The sequence below is a fragment of the Acinetobacter sp. 197 genome (genome assembly GCF_048148385.1).
Classification (GTDB): domain Bacteria; phylum Pseudomonadota; class Gammaproteobacteria; order Pseudomonadales; family Moraxellaceae; genus Acinetobacter; species Acinetobacter pecorum.
The window spans coordinates 24,682-49,753 of the sequence record NZ_JAYWZK010000017.1 but is presented as its reverse complement, the minus strand read 5'-3'; the positions used below and the strand labels follow the sequence as shown (position 1 = coordinate 49,753).

General features: G+C 43.0%; 20 protein-coding genes. 10 read left to right on the top strand and 10 right to left on the bottom strand.

Annotation, left to right across the window (positions count from 1 at the left end; translation table 11 throughout):
* Nucleotides 1–167: 167 nt before the first annotated feature.
* Entirely contained in the window at nucleotides 168–740 is a 573-nt protein-coding gene (locus VXQ11_RS14590) for a peptidylprolyl isomerase (RefSeq protein WP_416682165.1), read from the bottom strand.
* 103 nt (nucleotides 741–843) lie between these two features.
* On the opposite strand from VXQ11_RS14590, the gene VXQ11_RS14585 reads away from it, so the two are divergent.
* The gene (locus VXQ11_RS14585; RefSeq protein WP_416706334.1) at nucleotides 844–1,518 is read left to right on the top strand and encodes an acetoacetate decarboxylase family protein; all 675 of its coding nucleotides are present in this window, start codon (nucleotides 844–846) and stop codon (nucleotides 1,516–1,518) included.
* A gap of 68 nt (nucleotides 1,519–1,586) precedes the next feature.
* Here the strand turns inward: VXQ11_RS14585 and VXQ11_RS14580 are convergent, their stop codons facing one another.
* A complete protein-coding gene (locus VXQ11_RS14580) occupies nucleotides 1,587–2,657 on the bottom strand; it encodes an alpha/beta hydrolase (protein WP_191731291.1) in 1,071 nt (356 codons plus the stop codon).
* A gap of 217 nt (nucleotides 2,658–2,874) precedes the next feature.
* On the opposite strand from VXQ11_RS14580, the gene VXQ11_RS14575 reads away from it, so the two are divergent.
* From VXQ11_RS14575 to VXQ11_RS14550, 6 genes are all read left to right on the top strand, one after another.
* Complete coding sequence (locus VXQ11_RS14575; RefSeq protein WP_416682161.1) at nucleotides 2,875–3,360, top strand: hypothetical protein; 486 nt, start codon at nucleotides 2,875–2,877, stop codon at nucleotides 3,358–3,360.
* Between the two features lie 765 nt (nucleotides 3,361–4,125).
* Nucleotides 4,126–4,674, top strand: coding sequence for a nucleotide exchange factor GrpE (grpE, locus tag VXQ11_RS14570; RefSeq protein ID WP_064095248.1), 549 nt, complete (start codon nucleotides 4,126–4,128; stop codon nucleotides 4,672–4,674).
* A gap of 119 nt (nucleotides 4,675–4,793) precedes the next feature.
* Nucleotides 4,794–6,734, top strand: a complete 1,941-nt coding sequence (dnaK, locus tag VXQ11_RS14565; protein WP_064095249.1) for a molecular chaperone DnaK — start codon at nucleotides 4,794–4,796, stop codon at nucleotides 6,732–6,734.
* A 145-nt stretch (nucleotides 6,735–6,879) separates the two neighbouring features.
* On the top strand, nucleotides 6,880–7,719 hold the full coding sequence (gene blaOXA / locus VXQ11_RS14560; RefSeq protein WP_129717326.1) for an OXA-134 family carbapenem-hydrolyzing class D beta-lactamase: 840 nt from the start codon (nucleotides 6,880–6,882) through the stop codon (nucleotides 7,717–7,719).
* 60 nt (nucleotides 7,720–7,779) lie between these two features.
* Entirely contained in the window at nucleotides 7,780–8,688 is a 909-nt protein-coding gene (locus tag VXQ11_RS14555) for a matrixin family metalloprotease (protein WP_416706333.1), read from the top strand.
* Between the two features lie 105 nt (nucleotides 8,689–8,793).
* Entirely contained in the window at nucleotides 8,794–9,171 is a 378-nt protein-coding gene (locus VXQ11_RS14550) for a hypothetical protein (protein WP_171254913.1), read from the top strand.
* Between the two features lie 54 nt (nucleotides 9,172–9,225).
* Here VXQ11_RS14550 and erpA read toward each other — a convergent pair whose 3' ends face one another.
* The 4 genes from erpA to VXQ11_RS14530 all read right to left on the bottom strand — a co-directional run bounded on the left by erpA (nucleotide 9,226) and on the right by VXQ11_RS14530 (nucleotide 13,153).
* Nucleotides 9,226–9,561 carry an iron-sulfur cluster insertion protein ErpA gene (erpA, locus tag VXQ11_RS14545; RefSeq protein ID WP_004281944.1) on the bottom strand — a complete coding sequence of 112 codons (336 nt, stop codon included), beginning with the start codon at nucleotides 9,559–9,561 and terminating at the stop codon, nucleotides 9,226–9,228.
* Nucleotides 9,562–9,682: 121 nt separating this feature from the next.
* The gene (locus VXQ11_RS14540; protein WP_064095279.1) at nucleotides 9,683–10,690 is read right to left on the bottom strand and encodes a putative solute-binding protein; all 1,008 of its coding nucleotides are present in this window, start codon (nucleotides 10,688–10,690) and stop codon (nucleotides 9,683–9,685) included.
* Between the two features lie 193 nt (nucleotides 10,691–10,883).
* Nucleotides 10,884–11,894, bottom strand: a complete 1,011-nt coding sequence (locus tag VXQ11_RS14535; protein ID WP_064095253.1) for a putative solute-binding protein — start codon at nucleotides 11,892–11,894, stop codon at nucleotides 10,884–10,886.
* A gap of 254 nt (nucleotides 11,895–12,148) precedes the next feature.
* Entirely contained in the window at nucleotides 12,149–13,153 is a 1,005-nt protein-coding gene (locus tag VXQ11_RS14530; RefSeq protein WP_064095254.1) for a putative solute-binding protein, read from the bottom strand.
* 217 nt (nucleotides 13,154–13,370) lie between these two features.
* Between VXQ11_RS14530 and VXQ11_RS14525 the strand changes: the two genes are divergently transcribed.
* Together VXQ11_RS14525 and VXQ11_RS14520 are read left to right on the top strand one after the other, a co-directional pair.
* Entirely contained in the window at nucleotides 13,371–15,302 is a 1,932-nt protein-coding gene (locus tag VXQ11_RS14525) for an ATP-binding cassette domain-containing protein (protein WP_064095255.1), read from the top strand.
* A 325-nt stretch (nucleotides 15,303–15,627) separates the two neighbouring features.
* Nucleotides 15,628–16,791 carry a zinc-dependent alcohol dehydrogenase gene (locus VXQ11_RS14520; RefSeq protein ID WP_064095256.1) on the top strand — a complete coding sequence of 388 codons (1,164 nt, stop codon included), beginning with the start codon at nucleotides 15,628–15,630 and terminating at the stop codon, nucleotides 16,789–16,791.
* A 1,181-nt stretch (nucleotides 16,792–17,972) separates the two neighbouring features.
* On the opposite strand, the gene gyrB is transcribed toward VXQ11_RS14520, so the two are convergent.
* The 4 genes from gyrB to dnaA all read right to left on the bottom strand — a co-directional run bounded on the left by gyrB (nucleotide 17,973) and on the right by dnaA (nucleotide 24,246).
* Nucleotides 17,973–20,441: a DNA topoisomerase (ATP-hydrolyzing) subunit B gene (gyrB, locus tag VXQ11_RS14515; protein ID WP_064095257.1), complete on the bottom strand. Its 2,469-nt coding sequence runs from the start codon at nucleotides 20,439–20,441 to the stop codon at nucleotides 17,973–17,975.
* Between the two features lie 56 nt (nucleotides 20,442–20,497).
* Nucleotides 20,498–21,577, bottom strand: coding sequence for a DNA replication/repair protein RecF (recF, locus tag VXQ11_RS14510; RefSeq protein WP_144724936.1), 1,080 nt, complete (start codon nucleotides 21,575–21,577; stop codon nucleotides 20,498–20,500).
* Between the two features lie 29 nt (nucleotides 21,578–21,606).
* Complete coding sequence (gene dnaN, locus VXQ11_RS14505) at nucleotides 21,607–22,755, bottom strand: DNA polymerase III subunit beta (protein WP_064095259.1); 1,149 nt, start codon at nucleotides 22,753–22,755, stop codon at nucleotides 21,607–21,609.
* Nucleotides 22,756–22,863: 108 nt separating this feature from the next.
* Entirely contained in the window at nucleotides 22,864–24,246 is a 1,383-nt protein-coding gene (gene dnaA, locus VXQ11_RS14500) for a chromosomal replication initiator protein DnaA (protein ID WP_064101908.1), read from the bottom strand.
* 663 nt (nucleotides 24,247–24,909) lie between these two features.
* Here dnaA and rpmH point away from each other — a divergent pair.
* Complete coding sequence (gene rpmH, locus VXQ11_RS14495) at nucleotides 24,910–25,044, top strand: 50S ribosomal protein L34 (protein WP_000831329.1); 135 nt, start codon at nucleotides 24,910–24,912, stop codon at nucleotides 25,042–25,044.
* The last annotated feature ends 28 nt before the right edge of the window (nucleotides 25,045–25,072 follow it).

The following is a 25,072-nucleotide window of genomic DNA, read 5'->3' as shown; positions in this document are numbered from 1 at the left end:
TGCTCATTATAGGGCAATTTCTTACACGTGCAAGCGCTTTTAACGCACAAGAATCACGAGTGTTTTATTTTTATGCACCAAATTGGTTCAATTTTATGCAAATCATTACATAAGTACATATTTTTAAAACAGAAATATAAATTAAATATTTCTGGTTTATTCTATGTCTAGTTTTTCACAACTGGTGCTTTAATCGTCACACTGGTGATTTTTACAGGGTTTACTGGCACATTTTGATGCATTCCATAGTTTCTAGTGGGTACTTTAGCAATCTGATCAATTACATCCATACCTTTAGTGACCTTACCAAATACCGCATAGCCGGCATTTCTAGCAGAACGATCCAGAAAATCATTATCGACCAAGTTCACAAAGAATTGTGCGCGAGCAGAATCCGGCTGATTGGTACGTGCCATGGCTAAAGTGCCACGCTTGTTATGCAGGCCATTTGACGATTCGTTTTTAATCGGTGCTTTGGTATTGGCTTTTTCCTGCATGTTCACATCAAAACCCCCACCCTGAACCATAAAGCCGGGAATGACCCGGTGAAAGATGGTGTCCTTATAAAAATTGCTTTTTACATAATTTTCAAAATTTTTTGCCGAGATGGGAGCTTTATCATTAAAGAGTTCAATTTCAATATTTCCCATTGAAGTATTCATCTCAATAATCGTATTTGCAGCAAAGCTTGGCAGACTGGTCGCGGCAAGCGCGATCACACATAATGATTTCTTTAACATTTATTAACTCATCTACTTAGAAGTAATGGTTGTGAATGACTATATATTAATCTTTTATGATTTATATTGCAGTGATCTGCCGACTAAAGACAAGAGAATAAGAATGAAACATGCATTATTACAGAAGCAAAATATCCATCAGTTTCCACCTTGGCGCTTGCAGGGTGAAGGTTTTATTCTGAACTATTGGCTGACCCCCAGCTTTATTGAACAAGCAAAACAGTTCCGTATCGCACCCTCTCCGCTGGGGCGTATGGTTCAAGTGATGCTGGTACGCTATCAAACTTCACCGATTGGTCCCTATGATGAGTTACTAATTCTGGATCATCCTTTAATTAGTAAACGGCGTCTAAGCTCGATTCCTAAAATTTATGTGTCTACCCATGAATCTGTCATACATGGTCAGCATTTATGGGGTATTCCCAAACAATATGCACAATTTAAATGGCAAGAAAAGGATCAGGAAATTCTGTGTCAGATTCAGCATCAGAACCAGCAAATGACGATTCGGTTGAAGAAAACCAAATCTGCACGTCAATTTTATATTAATAGTCACCATATTCCAGCCTCGATGCTCAAGATTCAGCAAGCCTGGAAAGGTCAACGTTTTCAGTTTAGTCCCCAGTTTCGTGGACACCTCTCCACACTTTCACAAGTAGAGTGGCAAGATGCTGAGGATATATTTCCAGATTTTTCCAAAGCCAAATTACTGCAAAGCTTTTATGTCCCCCAATTTAATCTGATCTTTCCTGAAGCACAGATCAGTAACAAGCCATAATCATGCATTTAAATTTAGCTATAAAAAAGGTGTTTCATAAGAAACACCTTTTTCTTTATGCTTTCGGCTTAACTGTTTTTGTCCCAAAATTTGCGGAAGTTCTTACTGATCTCAATCACATATTTTTTGGCACGACGGGAGATCGGGGTCAGATTGATAAAACCATGGGCTTGATCGGTATATTCATCATAATGAACAGCTACACCATTCTGACGCAACTTGTGTGCATAGATTGAACCTTCATCATGCAGGACATCATGACGTGCTGTAATCACATAACTTGGCGGCAAGTTTTTCAGCTCACCATAGGTCGGCGAAATCAGTGGGTCATCCAGTTCAATCTGATGGGTTTGGGCATACATGAAGGTCACCAGATCAATATCCTGCTCTGAAAGTACCAGTCCATCTTTATAGGCATAAAAAGATGGATGGCGACTTTTGAAGTCAACCGCAGGATAAAGCAGAAGTTGTGCCCGGGCGGCATAAGATTTGCCTGCGCTGCGCTGCGCTACCACAGCTGCCAGATTTCCGCCGGCACTGTCCCCTGCCACAGCAATACGGTTTTTATAGACTTTCAGTTGCTTGCTATGCTGATGTGCCCACGCCAAGGCATCTTCACACACCTGTACCATCTGCAAGGGGCTAAATTCTGGCGTCAGCGGATAGGCTACACTTAATACCTGAACTTTGGCATGCACTGCCAGCAAGCGACAAAATTCATCGTGAGTATCCAGACCGCCGACCATAAAGGCACCGCCATGATAAAAAATTACCATCGGTAACTTCTTTTGCGGTGCAGGATGATAATGTCGTGCAAAAATACTGCCACTCTGTAGAGGAAGGCGGAGCTCTTCGACAAATTTGACCGCGGTCGGTCTGGCCCGGATGGCTTTCATGCGTGCGTCAAACAGGGCACGTGAATGTACAACATCTTTACTGATAAAACTGCTGTGCCCCTGTTTGATCTGGATGGCCATCAGGCATTTTACCAAAGGGTCTAAATCAGGATAGACATGAGGATAATCCAAAGCCTTCACTACTGCCTCCTGGGCCATACCGGGTAAGCGATCCAGCATACGGGCTGCAGTTCCCTGTCCTTTTTCCATCAAACGTTGCAGAACCGGATGATTCACTGTCATTACTTTTAGTCCTTATTCTCTTAATTCTTCATAGTTTCTACACGATTAGCGTTTCAGTGACCATATTCTTATAGAAGTCTTAATATCTATGTACAGATAGCTTTTTCCCGATACGTTATCCTCATTTATAGAAGATGTCATTGACCGGTTAAAGGTTATTTTTGACGTAATTTTGCATGGTTAAGTATATTTTTTATTAAAAATCGGGAGAATGCCTATGGCTATTAAAATTATAGCTTTGTCTTTGGCGACTGCATTTTTAGCTGTAGGCTGCGTCGCATTTCCTGAAGATGGCGGCTATTATGACGGTCGCTATGATCAGCGTTATGACCGTCGTTATGAACAGGATCGTCGCTATGACCGGCAACGCTGGGAATATGAACAGCAGCGCAAACATATTGAACAGGATCGACGTAAACAGGAATTACAGCGTCGTAATTGGGAACAGGATCGCAAAAGACAGTTAGATCAGGATCGACGTAAAAACCAGCTAGAACGGCAACGCCAGGAACAGCAGCGTAAAAATCTGATGACGCAACGGCAAAAACAGGCAGAAGCAGATCGTAATAAGCGTCGTCAGGAGCTGGATCGTAAACGTGCCACAGATCAGCGCACGAAAAAAGTCCAGCAAAATCGTTCTAATCCACGCTGGAATGATAACCGACGCCATCAGGAGCAACGCTCACGCGATCGTCGTGATTAAGATCTGTCATTGTATTCACTAAAAGCCCGGATCGGGCTTTTTATTTGAATGCGAGAAAATATCGGGCAAAAAAAAGGCTTATCTAGAGAATAGGATAAGCCACGAAAACACATTCAAAATAAGAAGAAACTACAGCGATAGAATCTAAAATGAATCATACCGAGTTGCTTATTTTTTGTGTAATACTTTATTAGTTAAATATTAATCGCTTTTGTGTCTAATAAATAAGCAGCTAAAAAAGCTGAGTTTTTGGGAGAGGTGTAGCCGAGAAAAGTAAATTAAAAACAGGATATTATGAGGCTGACTTAGTGCATTTTTCTAATTAAGGCCACTAGGATAAGTAAAAGTGCAAGGTTACTTTTTTATAGTGACTTAAAATAAATCAAGACTGCCATTTTAATTTAAAAATACGATTATTATTATTTTCATTTTAATATTTAGTGGATTTTTCTTTTTTATATTCTAATAAATACAACATATTTACATCAGGATACTGGACTTAGGCACATAAAGACGAGCTATCTTTTTAAGATTTTTCCGCTGTATTTTTTTCACAATTATAAAATCTTCTCCCTTCTGTATTCGGGATTTTGCATAAATCATAAAATTTATCTGGGCTTATGCTTGAATTTTTATACCCCGCCCCGATTTCTTAAGGTAATTGACTATTTCAACCTTGGCAGTTCCATCTTAATACGATGAACACTAAGGGCCAAGGACTGTAGACTGTACATGTTTAAGAACCCATTCAAACGGAGTAAATCAATGGCGACTGAGCAAAATGAGCAAGCTCAAGAATTTGAGCAAGAGCAAGCGGAAAAAGATATAGCGCAAACTCAAGCTGAATCCGAGCAGGCAGAAGTTTCTGTTGAGTCTTTACAAGAACAGATTGCGCAGCTTGAAGGCGACTTAAAGCTAGAGAAAGCACGTACGGCCAATGCAGTCTATGAAGCACAGAAAAGCGTGGAACGTATTCAGCGTGAATCTGAAAAACATAAAGATACAGTATTAGAAAAATTCGCCAAAGAGCTTTTGGATACGGTTGATAATCTTGAGCGCGCAATTAATGCTGCGAATGAAGAAGAATCTCCTTTGCTTGAGGGCGTCAAACTTACCTTGAAATCATTACTCACTACACTGGAAAAATTTGGTGTTGTGGTTGTAGATACCAGTAGCGGATTTAATGCTGAGCTTCATCAGGCTGTAGGCATTGATGCAAATGCTAAGGCCAATGAAATTGGTAGTGTTTTGCAGAAAGGCTATACGTTAAACAGTCGCTTATTGCGTCCTGCAATGGTGATGGTTGGCGCTTAAGCTGAATAAATTAGGGAGTTTGTACATTTTTTTCAAAAATGTTACTTGAAAAAAAATGAATGACTCTCATATCAGATAACAAGTGGAAATCACAAGAAAATTTTTGAGGAAACATCCAAATGGCTAAAATTATTGGTATTGACTTAGGTACTACCAACTCATGTGTTGCAGTACTTGAAGGCGACAAAGTTAAAGTAATTGAAAATGCTGAAGGCACACGGACTACGCCATCTATTATTGCCTATAAAGATGGCGAGATTCTTGTGGGTCAATCTGCAAAGCGTCAGGCCGTAACTAACCCGAAAAATACACTATTCGCGATCAAACGTTTGATCGGTCGTCGTTATGAAGACCAAGCGGTACAAAAAGATATCGGTCTGGTACCTTATAAGATCATCAAAGCGGATAATGGTGATGCTTGGGTTGAGGTCAACGACAAAAAACTTGCGCCACAACAGGTTTCTGCTGAAATCTTGAAAAAGATGAAGAAAACTGCTGAAGATTACCTGGGCGAGACAGTGACTGAAGCAGTTATTACTGTCCCTGCTTACTTCAACGATGCACAGCGTCAGGCTACCAAAGATGCAGGCCGAATTGCTGGTCTAGAAGTTAAACGTATCATCAATGAACCAACTGCTGCGGCACTTGCGTTCGGTATGGACAAGAAAGAAGGCGATCGTAAAATCGCAGTTTACGACTTGGGTGGTGGTACTTTTGACGTATCAATCATTGAAATTGCAGACCTTGATGGCGACCAGCAAATTGAAGTGTTATCTACCAACGGTGATACATTCCTGGGTGGTGAAGACTTCGATAACGCGTTAATCGAGTACCTGGTTGAAGAGTTCAAGAAAGAACAGAACTTCAACTTGAAGCAAGATCCTTTAGCGTTACAACGTTTGAAAGAAGCTGCTGAGAAAGCGAAGATCGAACTTTCATCTTCTAATGCAACTGAAATCAACCTTCCATACATTACCGCGGATGCGACTGGTCCTAAACACTTGGTGATCAACGTTACCCGTGCAAAACTTGAAGGTTTGGTGGCTGATCTGGTAGCGCGTACGATTGAACCATGTAAGACTGCACTTAAAGATGCAGGTCTTTCGACTTCTGACATCTCTGATGTGATTTTGGTCGGTGGTCAATCACGTATGCCACTGGTACAACAAAAAGTTCAGGAATTCTTTGGTAAAGAGCCACGTAAAGACGTAAACCCTGACGAAGCAGTAGCGATTGGTGCAGCAATTCAAGGTGCAGTATTGTCTGGTGATAAAACTGACGTACTTCTTCTTGACGTAACTCCATTGACTCTTGGTATTGAAACAATGGGTGGTGTGTTAACTCCAATTATCGAGAAAAACACTACAATTCCGGCGAAAAAATCACAAGTGTTCTCTACAGCTGCTGACAACCAGCCTGCAGTAGACATTTCGGTTTACCAAGGTGAACGTAAAATGGCTCAACAAAACAAATTGTTGGGTAACTTCCAATTAGGCGATATTCCACCGGCTCCACGTGGTGTGCCACAAATTGAAGTATCGTTCGACATCAATGCTGATGGTATCTTGAAAGTATCTGCGAAAGATAAGAGCACAGGTAAAGAGCAATCTATTCAAATTAAAGCAAACTCCGGTTTGAGTGATGCTGAAATTGAAGCGATGATCAAAGATGCTGAAGCGAATGCTGAAGAAGACCGTAAGTTTGAAGAGCTTGCAAAAGCACGTAACGAAGCTGATGCATTAATTGCTTCTGCTCAAAAAGCAGTGAAAGATCTTGGTGAACAAGTGACTGCGGACGAGAAAACTGCGGTTGAAACTGCGGTTTCTGAACTTGAAGCTTCAACTAAAGAAAATGACGCTGAAGTGATTAAGTCTAAAACTGAAGCATTGCAAAACATCATCATGCCGATCACACAACGTGCATATGAAGCAGCACAAGGCCAAGGCGGTGCACAAGGTTTCGACCCGAATGCATTCCAAGGTGGCGAAGGCCAAGCTCAAAAAGCGGATGACGGCGTTGTAGATGCTGAGTTCACTGAAGTGAAAGATGACAAAAAATAATTTGTCGCTTTAACTGAAAAAACCGCGCGAAAGCGCGGTTTTTTATGTCTCGAATTGAGGGAATAAAATAAAAATTACTAAAATTTGATCGTATTTTCAGGAAAAGCTGTTTAAGTTAAATCAATCATTAAAATACCTTGAACCCATGAAAATTCTGATTTTGCTGCCTTTACTGAGTTGCTTGGGCCTGACAGCATGTAGCCTGCCCGTTTCATCTTCCCCATCTCAAAGCACTTTGACTCAATCCACCCAAGCCATCGCCAGCTTATTTGATCAAGCACAAAGCTCTGGCGTTCTAGTGATTCAGCGTGGTCAACAGTTACAGGTCTATGGCAATGATTTGAGCCGAGCAGATACCGAATATGTTCCTGCTTCAACCTTTAAAATAGTGAATGCCCTGATTGGCTTGCAACATGGCAAAGCCACAGCCAATGAAATCTTTAAATGGGATGGCAAGAAACGCAGTTTTGCCACCTGGGAAAAAGATATGACGCTCGGCGAGGCCATGCAAGCTTCTGCGGTACCGGTCTATCAGGAACTGGCACGCCGTATCGGTCTGGAATTGATGCAGCAGGAAGTGCAACGCATCCGGTTCGGCAATCAGCAGATTGGGCAGCAGGTCGATAACTTCTGGCTGGTCGGGCCTCTAAAAATTAGTCCGAAACAGGAAGTCGAATTTGTCTCTGCTCTTGCTCGAGGAGAACTTGCCTTTGATCCTCAAGTCCAGCAGCAAGTTAAAGCCATGTTACTTTTACAGGAACGGCAAGCTTATCGCCTGTATGCTAAATCCGGTTGGGGCATGGATGTAGAACCGCAAGTCGGCTGGCTGACCGGGTGGGTCGAAACCCCTCAGGGGGAAATCGTGGCATTTTCCCTGAATATGCAAATGCAAACCAATATGAATCCAGCCATTCGCCTTGAAATTCTACAGCAGGCTCTAGGCGAATTAGGGCTTTACCCAAAAGCGGAGCAGCAAAGCAAATAGGCATGGGAAAAGTATTAAAATTAAGTTATATTTTTAAAAAATAAACATTTAAATAAAAATATGCGTCTCTTGCTCTGCCTGTTCATTATGGGATTGATCGTGTCTGCCTATCTACATATGCAGACCAAAACCCATCCACAACTGCGCTATAACTCACTGGCTGATCGCTTGACGCATCCTTTCGACACCCGCTTACGTTTTCGCATTGATCAGGTCGATTCAGGCTTTGGAATGAGTAAAGATCAGGTCATTCAGCTGAGCAAGGAAGCAGTCGAGATCTGGCATCAGGGTACAAATCGTGATGATCTGCTGGTATATGATGAAAATGCCAGACTAAGTATTCGCCTGATCTATGATCAACGCCAGCAAGACTACAATGCCTTAAAGAAAATTGAAAAACAGTTACTGGCAGATGATGCCAGGTATCAGCGTCAGGTCAAAAATCTGCAAGCCTCCTATCAACATCTGGAAAGTCAGCAGCAACGCCTCATTCAGCAAAAAAACCAGATCAATAGTGAATTTCAAGCCTTACAGCACCGCCGTCAGCAGTCAGATTTATCCGCATATGAACGCGAACAGATTGAATATGAAGTCTTGGCTTTACAGCGTAAATCGGCAACTTTTCAACGGGAGTTTCAGTACCTGCAGGAACAGCAAAGTTCCTTTAATATGAATGTTTCCATGCATCAGCATGGCCTCCAGAACCATCAGCAGAATATCATTCAGGCTCAACAGCGTTTTCCTGCCCGCGAATTTCATAAGGGTGTTTTTATGGGTGATCAAATTCAGGTTTATCAGTTTGATGCAAAAGATGACCTCCGCCTAACTCTGGCACATGAACTCGGACATGCCTTGGGGCTGTATCACCATAATGACCCCGAAGCGCTGATGTATCCTGTACTGGGCAAACAGAATCTGCAACACTTCCAGCTACGCCCTGCAGATAAAACCCTGCTATATAACCGTTAGTTAATCAGTCTGAATCCCCTAGTTAATTTAAGTGTATAAGTATTATAAAAAAGACTCCATTCTGATTTCATGTTATTGTGAACGGCTACATTGTTCAGGCCATCTTTGGAGATTCGTGTGAGTTACTACCATATTTTAATTGAAGTAAATGACCACATTAGTACGATTGATGAAACCCGTGATATCGAAATCTTTGATATCGAGGACATCCAACCCTATCTTCATTCGATTTTATTGCCTTATTTTAATGAACAACTGATTGAACTCGACGATGAAAATCTGGAATACAAAGATATTCTGCATCTGGCAATCAAACAGACTTTATTACCGATCAATGACCTGATTGAAGAAGAACAGCGCCTGTTGCCAAGCGATACCGATATTACTATTAGCGCCTATGAAATTTTTAATAACCGCGAGTTGAGTCAGGATGTTACTACCGTAATCTTTGACCTGCTTGAAGCGGTGAAACTAGACAGTTAATTTTTTCAGATACAAAAAAAGTCCTTATAAAAAGGACTTTTTTTGTATCTGGATTTAGATCGAGAATGAAGATCCACAACCACAGGTGGTAGTGGCATTCGGGTTTTGTACCACGAAACGTGAACCTTCCAGACCTTCTAAATAATCCACAACTGAACCGACCAGATACTGATAACTCAGTGAATCGACCAGGACTTTAACATCACCATTGGCAAATTCTGCATCATCTTCATTCTGGCTTTCTGCAAAGTTAAAGCCATAAGAGAAACCTGAACAGCCGCCACCGGTGACATAAACACGGAGCATTAAGTCTTGGTTACCTTCACTGTCACGCAACTGGCGTACTTTATTTGCGGCATTGTCGGTGAGCACAAGCGCTTGGGCATTCATGGCGGATTCCTCTGTTGAATGGAATGTCTTTAGAAAGAAAAGACCATATTTAAGTATAACACACTCAATATATGGTCAGTCTCTACAGATTAAAAGTCAAATCAGAGTAATTTTATCAGGATTATTTGTAGTTCTCATCCTGTAAGGCACATTCAAAATTTGTCGGATTCTGTTTGCAACGGAATTGCCACAGCAGTTTCATCATACGTTTGTCATAAACGCCGCGTTTGGTCAGGTCAATTCGGGAATCCCGCATCATTTTTTGATAACCCGGTTTATCTGCCGCAGGAATATCCATCCAGTATTTTGATGGAATATCTGATTTCATTTTACCCAAAATGCCAAAGGCACGCGGTAACTGGCTCTTGACCCACTCACGTGATTTTTGTCCGTATCCGGCCGGGAATTTATCGGGACGGATAATAATATTACCGGTAACCTGCAACACCGGATAATTCACAATCGCACCCTTACTACCTAACCCTTTATGTAATTCTAAAGGCTTAAATGCTGCAGCTGGTGCACCGATAATATCCACCTGACCATTGTTAAACATACTGGCAAAATTGCTGATTTCGGCACTCACCGCTTGTGCACCGACCTGCTGTACCATGATTTTTTGTGCTTCGTCATGGCTCAGTACCGCAATTTTCTTGCCGGCTGCTTTGGCAACAGTATTGATACTGCGGTCATTCACCAGCAGATAAGCATCCCCCACCGGAATCACGCCGACAATTTCATATTTACCTTGCAGCATTTGTTTGGCGAAGGTGGGACTGGCCAGGCCCTGCATGACTTTAACCGCCAGATTCAGATCAGTGATAGCCCCGATTGCATCCAGAGAACCGGTGAACTTGTTAAATTGACGGCCACGCATACCGGTCACACTGATCCCGTCACATTTTCCAGCTTTAAAATCTTCTGCAACTACGGCTTCATTGGTATTTACTCGCAGTTCGACATCTGCACCCCAGTTTTTGGCCGCCAACTGATAGTCTTTCATCACACTATAGACATCACCGTTTTTACCGACCAGATCAAATACGCAAATCACCTGTTTGGCTTGGGCCAGACCTGAAACAGCCAGTGTCGCCGTAGCCAATGCCAGTGCTTTCCATCCTCTATGCATCATTCTCATTTCCTTATTGCTTGTTTTTGTTATTGCAGTTTTAGTCACATGTGATTGTTTTTTATATAAAACATGCGAATTTAATATTTAGATCAAGCTTAAGCTATTTTATTCGCTGCACAATGGCAGATCTGACCGAGGCATCCATAAAAAAAGCTTAGATTCATCTAAGCTTTTTTCTTTAAAAATCAAATTATTCGCCAGAAAGTGAACATTCAAAGTTGGCTTTATCGACAGAACAGCGCGCACGTTTTAATACCGACATCATGCTGGCATCATAGATTCCGCGTTTGGTCATATCCATCCGGCCATCACGTAACATTTTCTGATACTTGGTTTTATCTTCAGCACTCAGATTCATTTTATACTTTGACGGAATACCTGCTTCCAGACGGCTGATCATTCCCATGCTCTTTGGCAGGTTTTTGATAAACCAGTCACGCGATTTTTGTCCAAAACCTGCCGGGAATTTTTCCGGACGAATCACAAAATCAGAAGTCACATGCAGCACCGGGAAATTAAACATCGCGCCGTTATTACCCAGGCCCTTGTAGATTTCCAGCGGCTTATAAGCATAGGCAGGTGCACCGACCATATCTACCTGACCATTATTAAATTTGGCCACAAAGTTGGAAACATCGGAAATTACTGCCTGCGCACCGACACGCTGTACCATGATTTTCTGGGCATCATCGTAGCCAAGTACTGCGAATTTTTTACCTGCGGCTTTTTCAATCGAATTGATATTTTTGTCACGAACAAAAATAAATGCCGAACCCAGCGGAGAAATACCGGCGATTTCATATTTTTTGCCGCCCATATTGGTCACCATTTTGCCTGCATTACGTTTATCCAAGGCAAAACTGATGGCACGCTGGGCGATGGCATTATTCGGTGCACCACCCAAGGCATCGATGGAACCGGCAAACTTGTTATATTGACGGGCACGCATGGCAGTCATAAATACGCCATCACATTTACCTGCCTTAAAGTCATTGTCAGCAACCGCTTCATCCTGACGCGCAATCAGATTGATGTCTGCGCCCCAGCCTTTTGCAGCCAGTGCCCATTCTTGCGCCATCTGGAAAGACTCACCGGATTTACCCAGTAAGTCAAACACACAGATATCGACTTTTTCTGCATGTGCCACACTTGCAAAACCAAATGCAGAAAATGCAGCCAATGATAAGAGTGTTTTTTTCATTGTAGTGATCCTTTGAAATCTTGTTATTTGCTGAGTGTCCGTACACGGAACAAATATTAAGCAAGTTTAATTAAAAAAAATAGAGCATTTACTCCATTCAAAAGCCGCATTTTGGCCTCTAAAGATAAATTCATTTAAGCTGCCCAAGCCACTTTTAAATATATTGTTAATTATCAGTAATTTAAATTTAAATACTGCTTGCTTATAATTACATTTAGCTCGTCATAGTTACAAAGATATACATGATTACAGTTTTATTCACCACTAATTGAACACTCAAAATTGGTTCTTTCTACCGTACAACGCGCACGCTTCAACACAGTCATCATGCCTGAATCATAAATCCCCTGCTTGGTTAAATCGATTCGGCCCTCACGCAAAATCTTTTGATAAGCCACACGGTCTTCACGGCTGAGATTCAGAATATATTTGCTTGGAATTTCAGCTTCCATGCGCTTGACCATGGCAAAGCTGCGTGGTAACTGTCTGACAAACCAGCTTCGGGATTGCGCCGCAAAGCTTGCCGGGAACTTATCTGGTCGAATAATCAGGTCTGCAGTGACATTCACTACCGGAAAATTGATCATGGCACCTCTAGAGCCCAGGCCTTTTTCCAGCTCCAGCGGTTTAAAAGCATAGGCCGGTGCAGCCACAATATCGACTTCCCCCTGATTGAACTTACGGATAAAATTGGAAATTTCCGACATTACCGGTACCGCTTCAATCCGGTTCACCATGATCTTTTGTGCATAGTCATAATGCAATACGGCAAATTTCTTGCCTTTGACCTGTTCCAGTTTATTCAGTCCGCGATCACGAACAAAAATATAAGCCGGACCAATCTGGCCGATGCCTGCGACTTCAAATTTTTCCTTGCCAATTTGGGTCATCAGGCGTTTGCTGTTGCGTTTATCCAGTACATAACTGATAGCTTTCATGGCAATGTCATTATTCGGCACGCCACCAATCGCATCAATTGATCCGGCAAATTTGTTATAGGCCCGGGAGCGCATGGAGGTCATATAAAAAGCATCACACTTTCCAGCTTTGACATCCTGATCTACCTTGGCTTCATCCTGATAGGCGCTCAACTTTACCTGTACTCCCCAGCTTTTTGCTGCCAGTGCCCATTCCTCCAGTAACTTATAGGACTCACCCGATTTTCCCAGCAAATCGAAAACACAGACATTCACACTGGCTTGACTCGAAGTCGACACAAACAGACCCAGCGCAGACAAAATTAAATATCCCTTTTTCATTTTTATTTGACTCTATCGTACTTATTGTTCTAACCATATGAACTATAAACGACTACTCACAGTAAAAATAGAGCTTTTACTCAACTTGAGCGTTTACCTCCTAGTAGGGAACAGAGGTCAAAAAACTTTTCATTTCAGTAAAAACTGCAAGATTTTTCATTTTTCTGGGGCTTTCCTTTAGAATAGGCACATCTTATTGCTTAGCCTTGATTTCTCAATGATTCAGTTAGACCAGTTATCTATACGTCGCGGTGGACGTGTTTTATTTCAAAAAGCGTCGATGCAGTTACACCCAGGATGGAAAATTGGCCTAACCGGTGTTAATGGTGCGGGGAAATCGACCCTGTTTGCAGCCTTGCTCGGTGGTATGGAATCGGACAGTGGTTCACTGACCCGACCTGCGGTATGGACCGTGGCGCATATGGCTCAGGAAATTAAAGCCCTGGATATGAAAGCCATTGATTTCGTGTTGTCGGGCGATGAAGAATACTGGGAGATTCAGCAGAAACTCGATCAGCCGGATCAACTGGATGATGCAGAACTGGCCCATTTATATGGCCGTTTTGATGAAATTTCAGGTTATTCGGCTCCTGCCAAAGCCTCGCAGCTGATGGCTGGTCTGGGCTTCTTTGAACACCAATCACAACTGGATGTTTCAAGTTTTTCCGGTGGCTGGCGTATGCGCCTGAATCTGGCGCGTACCCTGATGAGCCGGTCAGACTTACTGCTTCTTGATGAACCGACCAACCATCTGGACCTGGATGCGATTCTCTGGCTCGAAGACTGGCTGAAAGCCTATGAAGGTACGCTGGTACTGATTTCGCATGACCGGGATTTCCTCGATGCGATTACCGACCATATTTTACATATCGAAAATCAGGAACTGACTTTATATACCGGTAACTATTCGACCTTTGAGCGCACCCGTAGTGAACGTCTGGCACAGCAGCAGCAAGCTTATGAAAAGCAGCTGGAAACCCGCGCGCACCTGCAAAAATATATTGACCGGTTCAAAGCACAAGCGACCAAAGCCAAACAGGCCCAAAGCCGGATCAAACAGCTGGAACGTATGCAGGAACTGTCCGCTGCACATGTCGATACGCCATTTACTTTCAGTTTCCGTGAACCGACCAAAATGAGTTCGCCATTATTGCAACTGGAACATGCCGATATCGGTTATGGTGACAAGCTGATTGTGACCAATGTAAATTTACAGATCACGCCAAACAGCCGGATCGGTTTGCTCGGGATGAATGGCGCTGGTAAATCCACGCTGATCAAATCACTGGTCGGTGACTTAAAACTGATTCAAGGTCTGCGTAAAGATTCAGAATTGCTCAATATCGGTTATTTTGCCCAGCATCAGATGGACGCACTGGATGGCAATGCCAGCCCGATGTTACAGCTGGCACGTATTGCCGATAAAAAAATCAGTGAAGCCAGCCTGCGTTCTTTCCTCGGTAGTTTTGGGTTTAGTGGCGAACGTATGGATACGCCAAGTGAAAGCTTCTCTGGCGGTGAGCGCGCACGTCTGGCCTTGGCACTGATTGTCTGGCAGCGTCCCAATGTACTGATTCTGGATGAGCCAACCAACCACTTAGATCTGGATATGCGTCATGCACTGACTATGGCCTTGCAGGATTTCCAGGGTGCCGTGGTACTGGTTTCGCATGAACGCCAGCTGATTGCCAGTGTCTGTGATGAACTGTTACTGGTTCATAATGGTCAATGCCGTGAATTTGACGGTGATCTCGCTGCTTATGCGGACTGGTTACGCCAGGCCCGGAGCGAGATGATCAAAAACGGGCAGAAGCCGGCCGAACCGGTGAAATCCCAGGTTGAAGTCAAACCGACCATTTCCAAACTGGATAAAGAAGCTCAACGTAAAGAAGCTGCGCGCCAGCGGGAACTCAGTCGTCCGATTCGTAAAAATATTGAAAAATGCGAAGCACAGATTGCAAAGCTTCAGCCGCGTCTGGCTGAAATTGAAACCTTACTCGGTGACAGTGCTTTATATGAAGCATCACGTAAAAATGACTTACTGAAATTGATGAATGAGCAAACCGAGCTGAAAGCCAAGCTGGAAACAGCCGAAGAACAGATGCTGGAACTGATGATGGAACTGGAAAATCTGGAGCAATCCTTCTAAAGCTGTTTCTATCCCATTCATTAGCTGAGAGATGGGTAACAATCGTTACTCGTCTCTTTTTTATTTGAATAGTCTAGTTTCAATATTTTTTTACCCACTTTATTCCCCCGTGCTTTCAAGTTTCCTCTTTATTGATTAATTGACACATTTTGTATGTGAATTACGCAACTCTTATATAAGTTTATTTTTTAAACAATTGAGTGGCTTTTTTCATACATTAATTTACAGCGCCAGTTTACCTCCTAAGGCTCTAATACAAGTACTTTTAATTTTTGACAGCCTTAAATTCAAGTCTGTTTAATGTTGAACTAGAGAGGAAATCCGCATGCGTGCTCTTACTTATCACGGTACTCGCGATGTACGAGTTGAATCCGTTCCTGATCCAGTCATTCAGGAAGCAGATGATGTCATTCTTAGAGTAACGGCCACTGCCATCTGTGGCTCAGATCTGCATCTTTATCGGGGGAAAATTCCAGCAACCGAACAAGGGGATATTTTTGGTCATGAATTTATGGGGGTGGTTGAAGAAGTCGGTCCTGAAGTTACTTCAGTAAAAAAAGGTGACCGGGTTATTATTCCGTTTGTGATTGCATGCGGACACTGTTTTTTCTGTGAACATGAACTCATGGCTGCCTGTGAAAATACCAATACAGGCCGTGGTGCCATCCTGAATAAAAAGCAGATTCCACCTGGTGCAGCATTGTTTGGATATAGCCACCTGTATGGTGGTGTGCCAGGCGGTCAAGCCGAATATGTGCGAATTCCCAAAGGCAATGTGGGCCCGTTTAAGGTACCCGGCTCCTTGCCGGATGAAAAAGTATTGTTCCTGACCGATATTCTGCCGACTGCCTGGCAGGCAGTCACCAATGCCCAAGTTGGTCGAGGTTCCAGTGTCGCCATTTATGGAGCCGGACCAGTGGGTCTACTTGCTGCTGCCTGTGCGCGAATGCTCGGTGCTGAACAGATCTTCATGGTCGATCACCATCCTTACCGCTTACGATTTGCTCATCAAACTTATGGGGCGATTCCGGTCAATTTTGATGAAGTCGATGCTGCTGAGTTTATTATTCAAAATACCGCAGGTTATCGTGGGGTTGATGCAGTCATTGATGCTGTTGGTTTTGAAGCTAAAGGTAGCGTTCTGGAAACTGTAATGACCAATCTAAAACTAGAAGGTTCGAGTGGCTCTGCATTGAGACAATGTATTGCGGCAGTCCGTCGTGGTGGTGTGGTGAGTGTACCGGGAGTTTATGCCGGCCCAATTCATGGCTTCCTGTTCGGGGATGCCTTCGACAAAGGTTTGACCTTTAAAATGGGACAAACCCATGTGCATAAATACCTGCCGCAGTTACTAGAATATATTGAAAATGGGGATCTTTCTCCTGATGTGATCATTACCCATCGCATGAAACTGGAAGAAGCCGCAGAAGGTTATCGTATCTTTGATAAACGGGAAGAAGATTGCCGTAAAGTCATCCTGACGCCATAAAGATGATTAAAGGAAAGCGCCGTCAGGCGCTTTTTTTATTTTTATAGTTATTTTATCACTTCTCTTTTTTCTACTCCTCATCATCACACTTCAGCAATCCCCTCCCTTTTTTCTCTAGAAACGAAAGAGATGTTCGATTTTCAATAATGAAGTCAAAAATAAGCCCTAAGAGAAAAAAGAAAAAATTAAGCAAAAAGCGATAAAAGTATGATTTTAAATAAAAATGAAAGTTCACTTGATTATTAAATTAACTATGTAGTTTAACTACACCCTGAATTTTGATTAAAAAATATGTTCCACGCCAATGATTAGATAAACTACACTATACCAACAAGTACATAATTTATAATAATTTATTATTTTAAAACCCATATAGAAAATAGTCTGGACACTCTACGAATATCTCGCCAAATCTATTTTTAAATTTAAAGTGCTATTTTAAATTTAAAAACACTTATCCACAAGACCATAAAGTTTAACTTTGAATTTAGAAAAAGGAATTAAGAAGTGAATTAAGACTTATTGCAAAATACTATCTTATTCACATAAAAATCGTGGATAACTTCAGAGTTATCCACATATTTAATCAGGTTTACTACACGATTAAAGCAATACCATTCACGTATTATTTAACTTCTTACACCAAATTTTTTACAAGTTATTGAAAATTTAAAAGTTTATATTCAACAATTTTTCATTTCTTTTTGGGATATTGGATTTTTTTGAACAAGCTATTTTTTATTTTTAGCCAATTCCATACTAAGTGTTTGAACAGTCCTTATTGTATTTATATTCCTTTAATTCCATTTTGACCGATACAGTGTTCACCCAGCATTTTGGACTGCATAGATACTCCTCATCATATAAAGAGCGTCCTTCTCCCTCACCTTATTATTCAAAAAATTCTCTTGAAAGTTCTGATGCAGTTCATTTTTATAATGAGATACTCATTCCAAATTTCCTGTATTCCTCCAAGCTGGTGGATCTATACCTAACCCCTTTCCTAGAATCAAACTGGCTCACTCAAGCCGGCTTTTTAAAACTAAAATGAACCAGTTCGATATCTAAAAATCTGTCCATATTTACTCTATCCTGCCTAGTCCACAGGATATGAGTAAAAAATTGATCTAAAAAAAGCGCCTCGAAAGGCGCTTTTTTATGTTTGAGTTTATCCTGAAGGATCAGGCATCAATGTCAGCATTCAAGGCATTTTCTTCAATGAAGGCACGACGTGGTTCTACATCATCGCCCATCAAGCAAGAGAACATACGGTCCGCCTCAATCGCATCTGTGACCGTCACTTGCAGCATGTTACGATTGTCTGGATCCATGGTCGTTTCCCACAACTGCTCTGCATTCATCTCGCCCAGACCTTTATAACGCTGGATCATCATGCCACGACGTGAGTCAGCCAAGATGTTTTGCCACACTTGATGGAAGCTTGAAACAGGGATTTTACGCTCGCCTTTTTGTAGGTAAGCCCCTTCTTCAAGCAAGGTGAACCAACTCTTCGAGTTTTTCAACAAACGTGCGTATTCACTTGAACCCAACAAGTTTGCATCCAGCAAATAAGAATGCGGTAAGTTATGAATATAAATCGTGATACGTGGTAAATAGGTATTTGATTTATTACCTTCAGCATCTTCTTTTTCAAAGGTTTCAATGCTGAGTTCAGGCCGCAAACTTGGTTGCATATTCTCAACATGGTCACGCATTTGCTTAGCCCAAGTTTCTACATAATCCAAATCATTGGCTTGATCAAGTTTGAACGCATCAAGAGCAAGCAAGCCATCAAGTACCGTTGCAGGATAGCGTACAGTTAAACGCGCCAAACTCTTTTGCGAGGTTTGATAATCTGCAATGACTTGTGCCAAAGCTTCACCACGAATCGCGGGAGCCTCTGCGCTAATATGCAGTTCCAGCTCATCAATCGCATTGGAGATCAGGTAAGTTTCCAGTGCATCATTGTCCTTGATGTACTGTTCCTGCTTGCCTTTTTTCAGCTTGTACAATGGTGGCTGCGCGATATAGATATGACCCCGCTCGACCAGTTCCGGCATTTGACGGAAGAAGAAGGTCAAGAGCAGCGTACGGATGTGCGAACCATCCACATCAGCATCGGTCATGATGATGATTTTGTGATAACGCAGCTTGTCCGGATTATATTCTTCACGGCCAATACCACAGCCGAGCGCAGTAATGAGAGTACCCACTTCAGCAGAAGAAATCATCCGGTCAAAACGGGCACGCTCTACGTTCAAAATCTTACCTTTCAACGGTAAAATCGCCTGCATCTTACGGTTACGGCCCTGCTTGGCTGAACCACCTGCAGAGTCACCCTCGACCAGATATAGTTCCGACAGTGCCGGATCTTTTTCCTGACAATCAGCCAGTTTACCTGGAAGACCGGCAATATCCAGCGCACTCTTACGACGTGTCATTTCACGCGCTTTACGTGCTGCATCACGGGCACGCGCTGCATCAATAATCTTGCCGGCAATAGCTTTCGCTGCTTGCGGATTTTCCAGCAAGTACTCAGAGAATGACTTATTCATGGCCTGTTCAACCGCAGTCTTCACTTCACTTGACACCAGTTTTTCTTTGGTTTGTGAAGAGAATTTTGGATCAGGTACTTTGACTGACACGATGGCAGTCAGACCTTCACGCGCATCATCACCCGAGACTACCACTTTTTCCTTTTTCAGGATATTTTCGCTGTCCATGTAGTTATTTAAACCACGGGTCAAAGCAGCACGGAAACCAGCCAGATGTGTACCGCCATCCTTTTGCGGGATGTTATTGGTAAAGCAGCGCACGTTTTCCTGATAAGAATCATTCCACTGCAACGCCACTTCCACACCAATGCCATTTTCAGCCTGTGTGGTGAAATGGAAGATATCATTCAGGTGCGTTTTGCCTTCGTTAATATATTTAACGAATTCGGACAGGCCACCCTCATAGTCATAAACATTTTCAAGATTCACGCGCTCATCGCGAAGCACAATGCGTACGCCAGCATTCAGGAAGGACAGTTCACGCAAACGACGCGCTAAAATATCAACATTGAAAATGGTCTGGCTAAAGGTTTCTGCACTTGGCCAGAAACGAACGGTAGTACCCGATTGATCTGTTGTGCCTGTTTCGCGTAATTTATAAACAGGATCACCATGACGGTATTCTTGTTCATAGGTTTTTCCGGCACGGCTGATATTCAGTAGTAATTTTTCAGACAGTGCGTTGACTACGGAAACACCCACACCATGCAGACCGCCAGAGACCTTATAACTGTTATCGTCGAACTTACCACCGGCATGCAGAATCGTTAAAATTACTTCTGCTGCAGACACACCTTCTTCAGGGTGAATATCGGTCGGAATACCACGGCCATTATCAGAAACTGAAACCGATTCATCTTCATGGATGGTGACTATAATTTCATCACAGTGGCCCGCCAAGGCTTCGTCAATCGAGTTGTCGACTACTTCGAACACCATGTGGTGCAGGCCCGTACCATCGTCTGTGTCACCAATATACATGCCCGGACGCTTACGGACTGCGTCTAAACCACGTAATACCTTGATGCTAGAGGAATCATAAGCCTTTTCAATGGTTTGTTCTGTTTGAGAAGCAGCTTGATCTTCTGAACTCATGGTTTCTCCCTAGTGAAAAATAGGTCTATCCAAAGATGGGTAAAACTCAAAAAATATTATTGCACAACTTGAACAGTACCGTTTTCAACACTGAATAACTGATATGAGATAGACAAATCATGTAAGTGCTTCTGTACTGCTTCATGGTCTAAGGTGGTAATAAAAACTTGACTACCAAGTTGGCTCAATCGCTCAATTAAACGTTGTTGTGCGGTTAAATCTAATTCTGCTGTCACATCATCTAATAATACCACAGTTTCCTTATTACAAGAATGTAGCATTGCGATTTGCGACAGTTTTAATGCGATCATCAGCAGCTTTTTCTGCCCGCGCGACAGGATTACATCTGCGTCCCCCATCGGGGTCTTTAAACGCAAATCTGCGCGATGTGGACCATATTCGGTATAGCGTCGCTCGCAGTCTTTTTCATGATGATTGGTCAGGTCATTCAACAGACCGCTTTCACTATGGAAGCCTGGACTGTATTCCAGACTGACCTGTACGTCAGGTAACAACTGTTTCAGATCATCTTCAAAAAATGGCTTCCATTGTTCTACGATCCCGACACGCTGCGAATGCAGGATTTCTCCATATTCACTCAGCATCTGGTTCCACGGTTCCAGATCGGAAAGACTGAGAAAGCGTTTGCTTTTGAGCAGGCTGTTCCGCTGTTTCAGCGCACGCGAATAATATTGCCAGGCATGATAAAATTCCGGTTCCACGTGGAACATCAACCAGTCCAGCAATTGACGCCGTGGTTTGGCACCATGATCAATAATATCGGTACTTTGCGGATCAATCAGCTGCAAGGGTAGCAGTTTGGCCAGCTGACCCTGAGTCGCGACCAGATCACCATTGACCTTAATCAACTGCTCCCCGCCAGCCATTTTTTGCATGCCTATTTTTTCAGTCGCGGACTGTGCAAACACAATCGCATCCTGTGCGCCATGCTGGATATAATTTTTGGGAATATGGGTACGGAAGGAACGTCCGGCAGCCAGTAAATGAATCGCCTCTAAAATCGAGGTTTTACCTGAACCATTTTGGCCATAAAAAACATTAAACGGCTGCAATCCGTGGAGAGCAACCGTCTTTAAATTCCGTACACGCTCAATATGTAAACGCGTAATATGCATAGCTTATCTGAGTATCAAAAAGCCGCGGCTTAAACACGCATCGGCATGACAACATAGACTTGATCTGTATGTGCCGGGTCCTGTACCAAGACAGACTGGTTCGCTTCAGTCATGGTCATCGACACATCATCGCCATCCAGCACCCCGAGCACTTCAATCAGATACTGCGCATTAAATGACATTTCTAGCGGGGAATCTGAATATTGAATTGCCAGGTCTTCAATTGCTTCATCCTGCTCCGGGTTATTGGCGCGAAGCTGCAAGGAATCGGCATTGAAGTTCAGAAACACACCGCGAAGTTTTTCATTACTTAAAATCGCCACACGTTGCAAAGACTGCTTGAACACGTCATGTGCGATCATCACCACTTTGTCGCCACCACGTGGAATTACACGGCGGTAGTCCGGGAACTTACCATCAATCAGTTTAGTCGTGAAACGTACGGTAATATCCGCCTGTTCCTTGTCACGGCTTGGCATGGTAATGGTCACATTGAGCAGTTCACGGCCAATCAATAAAGATAATTGCTCATCTTCAACGCTCAGCAGACGCTGTAATTCTGCAACGGCTTTACGTGGCACAATCGCCTGAATCGGCTGGGTTGCTGTAGATTGTGCTGTCGTTTCACACAGTGCCAGACGGTGACCATCGGTAGTCACTGCACGAAGCTGATTGGCATCAATTTCCAGCAAGGTACCGGTCAGGTAAAAACGCACATCCTGAACCGCCATGGCAAAAGCAGTTTTTTCAAACAGGCGTTTCAGTTCACGCTGTGTCACTGTCACTTGCGTGCCTTGCGTGTTTTCAGTATTTAGTAATGGATAATCATCAGCAGGCAAGGTACCCAGTACAAAACGGCTGTTACCTGATTTAAGAATGCAGCGCTGGTCTTCAGTAATATGCAAATCGATCAATGCCGCTGAAGGAAGTGACTTACAGATATCAATCAGTTTACGTGCAGGAACTGTGGTCTCACCTTCCTGCAGACAGGCACCTTCAGCCAGCGCCGTACTCGCCACCAGCTCAACCTCCAGATCCGAACCGGTTACGGTCAATGCTTGTGCGGTCACCTGAATTTTCAGATTAGACAGGATATTCAAGGTATGGCGACGTTCAACCGCTCCTACGACATGTGAGAGAACATTCAGTAAGCTTTCTTTCGCGATTTTTAAACGCACGGTGCATTCCTCTAAAGCTGAAGATTAATATAGAAAAAGTGATTTTTTGACGGTTTACTATGCGGCAAAAGCAGCCGCATAGCAAGAATAGAATTTGAGCGTTTTCGGTCAACTTTGCAACAGACGTTGCAGGTTTTTATAGTCTTCGTTAAAGATCGGATCTTCTTCGCGCAGGCTCTGTACTTTCTCGCAGGCATGCATCACGGTACTGTGATCACGCCCCCCAAAAGCCATGCCAATTTCTGGAAAACTGTCGCCGGTGAGTTCACGGGCCAAGCCCATCGCCAGCTGACGGGGGCGGGCATAAATCCGGGTACGTTTTGGACCAACAATCTCTTTTAACGGAATACGGAAATATTCACTGACCACACGCTGAATGTTTTCAGTACTGATGGTACGCGCTCGAATCGCCAGCACATCTTTCAAAGATTCACGCACTACATCCAGATCAATCGGCGTGCCTTTGAAACGTGAAATCGCCACCACTTTATTCAGCGCACCTTCAAGCTCACGTACATTGGCCACGACCTGTTGGGCAATAAACAGCGCACAGTTACGTGGTAAATCCACTCCGGTGTTTTCTGCTTTTTTCAGCAAAATTTCAATCCGGGTTTCAATATCCGGTGGTTCAACACCTACCGATAAGCCCCAGGAAAAACGTGAAACCAGACGTGGATCCAGTTCGGTCAGCTCTTTAGGATAACGATCCGAGGTCAGGATAATCTGCTTGGACTCGTCCAGCAGTGCGTTAAAAGTATAGAAAAACTCCACCAGACTGGCTTCTTTACCCGCCAGCAGATGGATATCATCAACCAGTAACAGATCCAGAGAGCGGCAGTTCTTTTTAAACTCTTCAACCTTGCCCTGCTGCAAAGAGCTGACAAAATCCTGCACAAAACTTTCTGCGGTCATGTACATGACCCGGGCATTCGGTTTGGCCTGCAACAGTGCATTGCCGACTGCCTGCATCAAATGGGTTTTACCCAGACCGGTCGGACCATATAAAAATAAGGGGTTATGCTGGGAAGCACCCAGCTGGGTCAGTACCTTACGACAGGTTTCTGCTGCCATCTGGTTAGAACGACCTTCCACAAACAGCGAAAAGGTGAATAAGGGGTTCAACTGACGTTTACGGCTATTTTTGCCTGAATCTTCTTTTTCTTTCTTGGGACGCGGGGATGGCGCGACAACAGGTGCGGATTCTAGTGCAGCAGTCGTGGTGGCCGGCTGTTCACTCGCAGACAGGATTGCCCCCGGGCGAGAATCTACCAGAATTTCAACTTTACGCACACGACCTTCAGACAGCTGTTCTGCCAGAATTGAAATCAGTTCCAGATGATGTTCCTGAATGTAGCGCGTCCAGTAAGGATTCGGTGCATAAAGACGCAAGGTATCCTCCAGCTCTTCTGCAACCAATGGCCGAATCCACATGGTAAAGACATTTCCAGAGAGCTCTTGTCGCAGGCGATTTAAGCAGTCCGTCCAAAGCATGTGAATCCCCTATTCATTCCATTGTTCATTCGAAAAAAAGCTGCCCGCGACCAAAAGCGGGTCGCCATTCTAACCAAGTTATCCACATCTGTCATGGCAATTTCCACAAAAATTGTGCAAAAAGAAATCAAGGTGCATAAATTTAAATTTAAAACCCGGTGTGGATAAGTTTATCCGCAAGCTGTGGATAAAATATATCACAAAGTTATCCACAAAGTATAAAATTAATAACAACAGTTTTATCCACAACATAAATCAATGTTTATATAAATAAAAAATAGCTTATCCATAGAAAAAGTGCTCCCTAATAGTAATAAATTTAAATTTATAAATTTGAATTTACTTATAAGATCGCGAGTTTTTGTGGATAACTCATAAAGCATTAAATTTAAATTCAAAACTCGGAGTTCAAATTTAAACTCTGGATAACATGTGGATAACTTTGTTGATAGAGTTGTTTATAACTTATATTTATTTAAATAACAATAACTTGATTTGTGGTTAACTCAAATCGAGATAGTGTTATCCAGTTCTGCATAAAAAATACACCTTCTCTCTTTTTTGCTCTTATTTGAAAAGAAAAGTGCTTTTGCATTGACAGCTCAAGCAATGAGCACTAAAATCGCGGACCTTCACAGAAAGATCATTTTTTGGAGTTTCAATATGAAACGTACATTCCAACCGTCTGAATTAAAGCGTAAGCGTGTTCATGGTTTCCGTGCTCGTATGGCTACTAAAGCTGGTCGTCAAGTATTAGCTCGCCGTCGTGCAAAAGGTCGTCATAGCTTAACTGTTTAATCAGTTACGCTAAGACGATTTTGGGTGT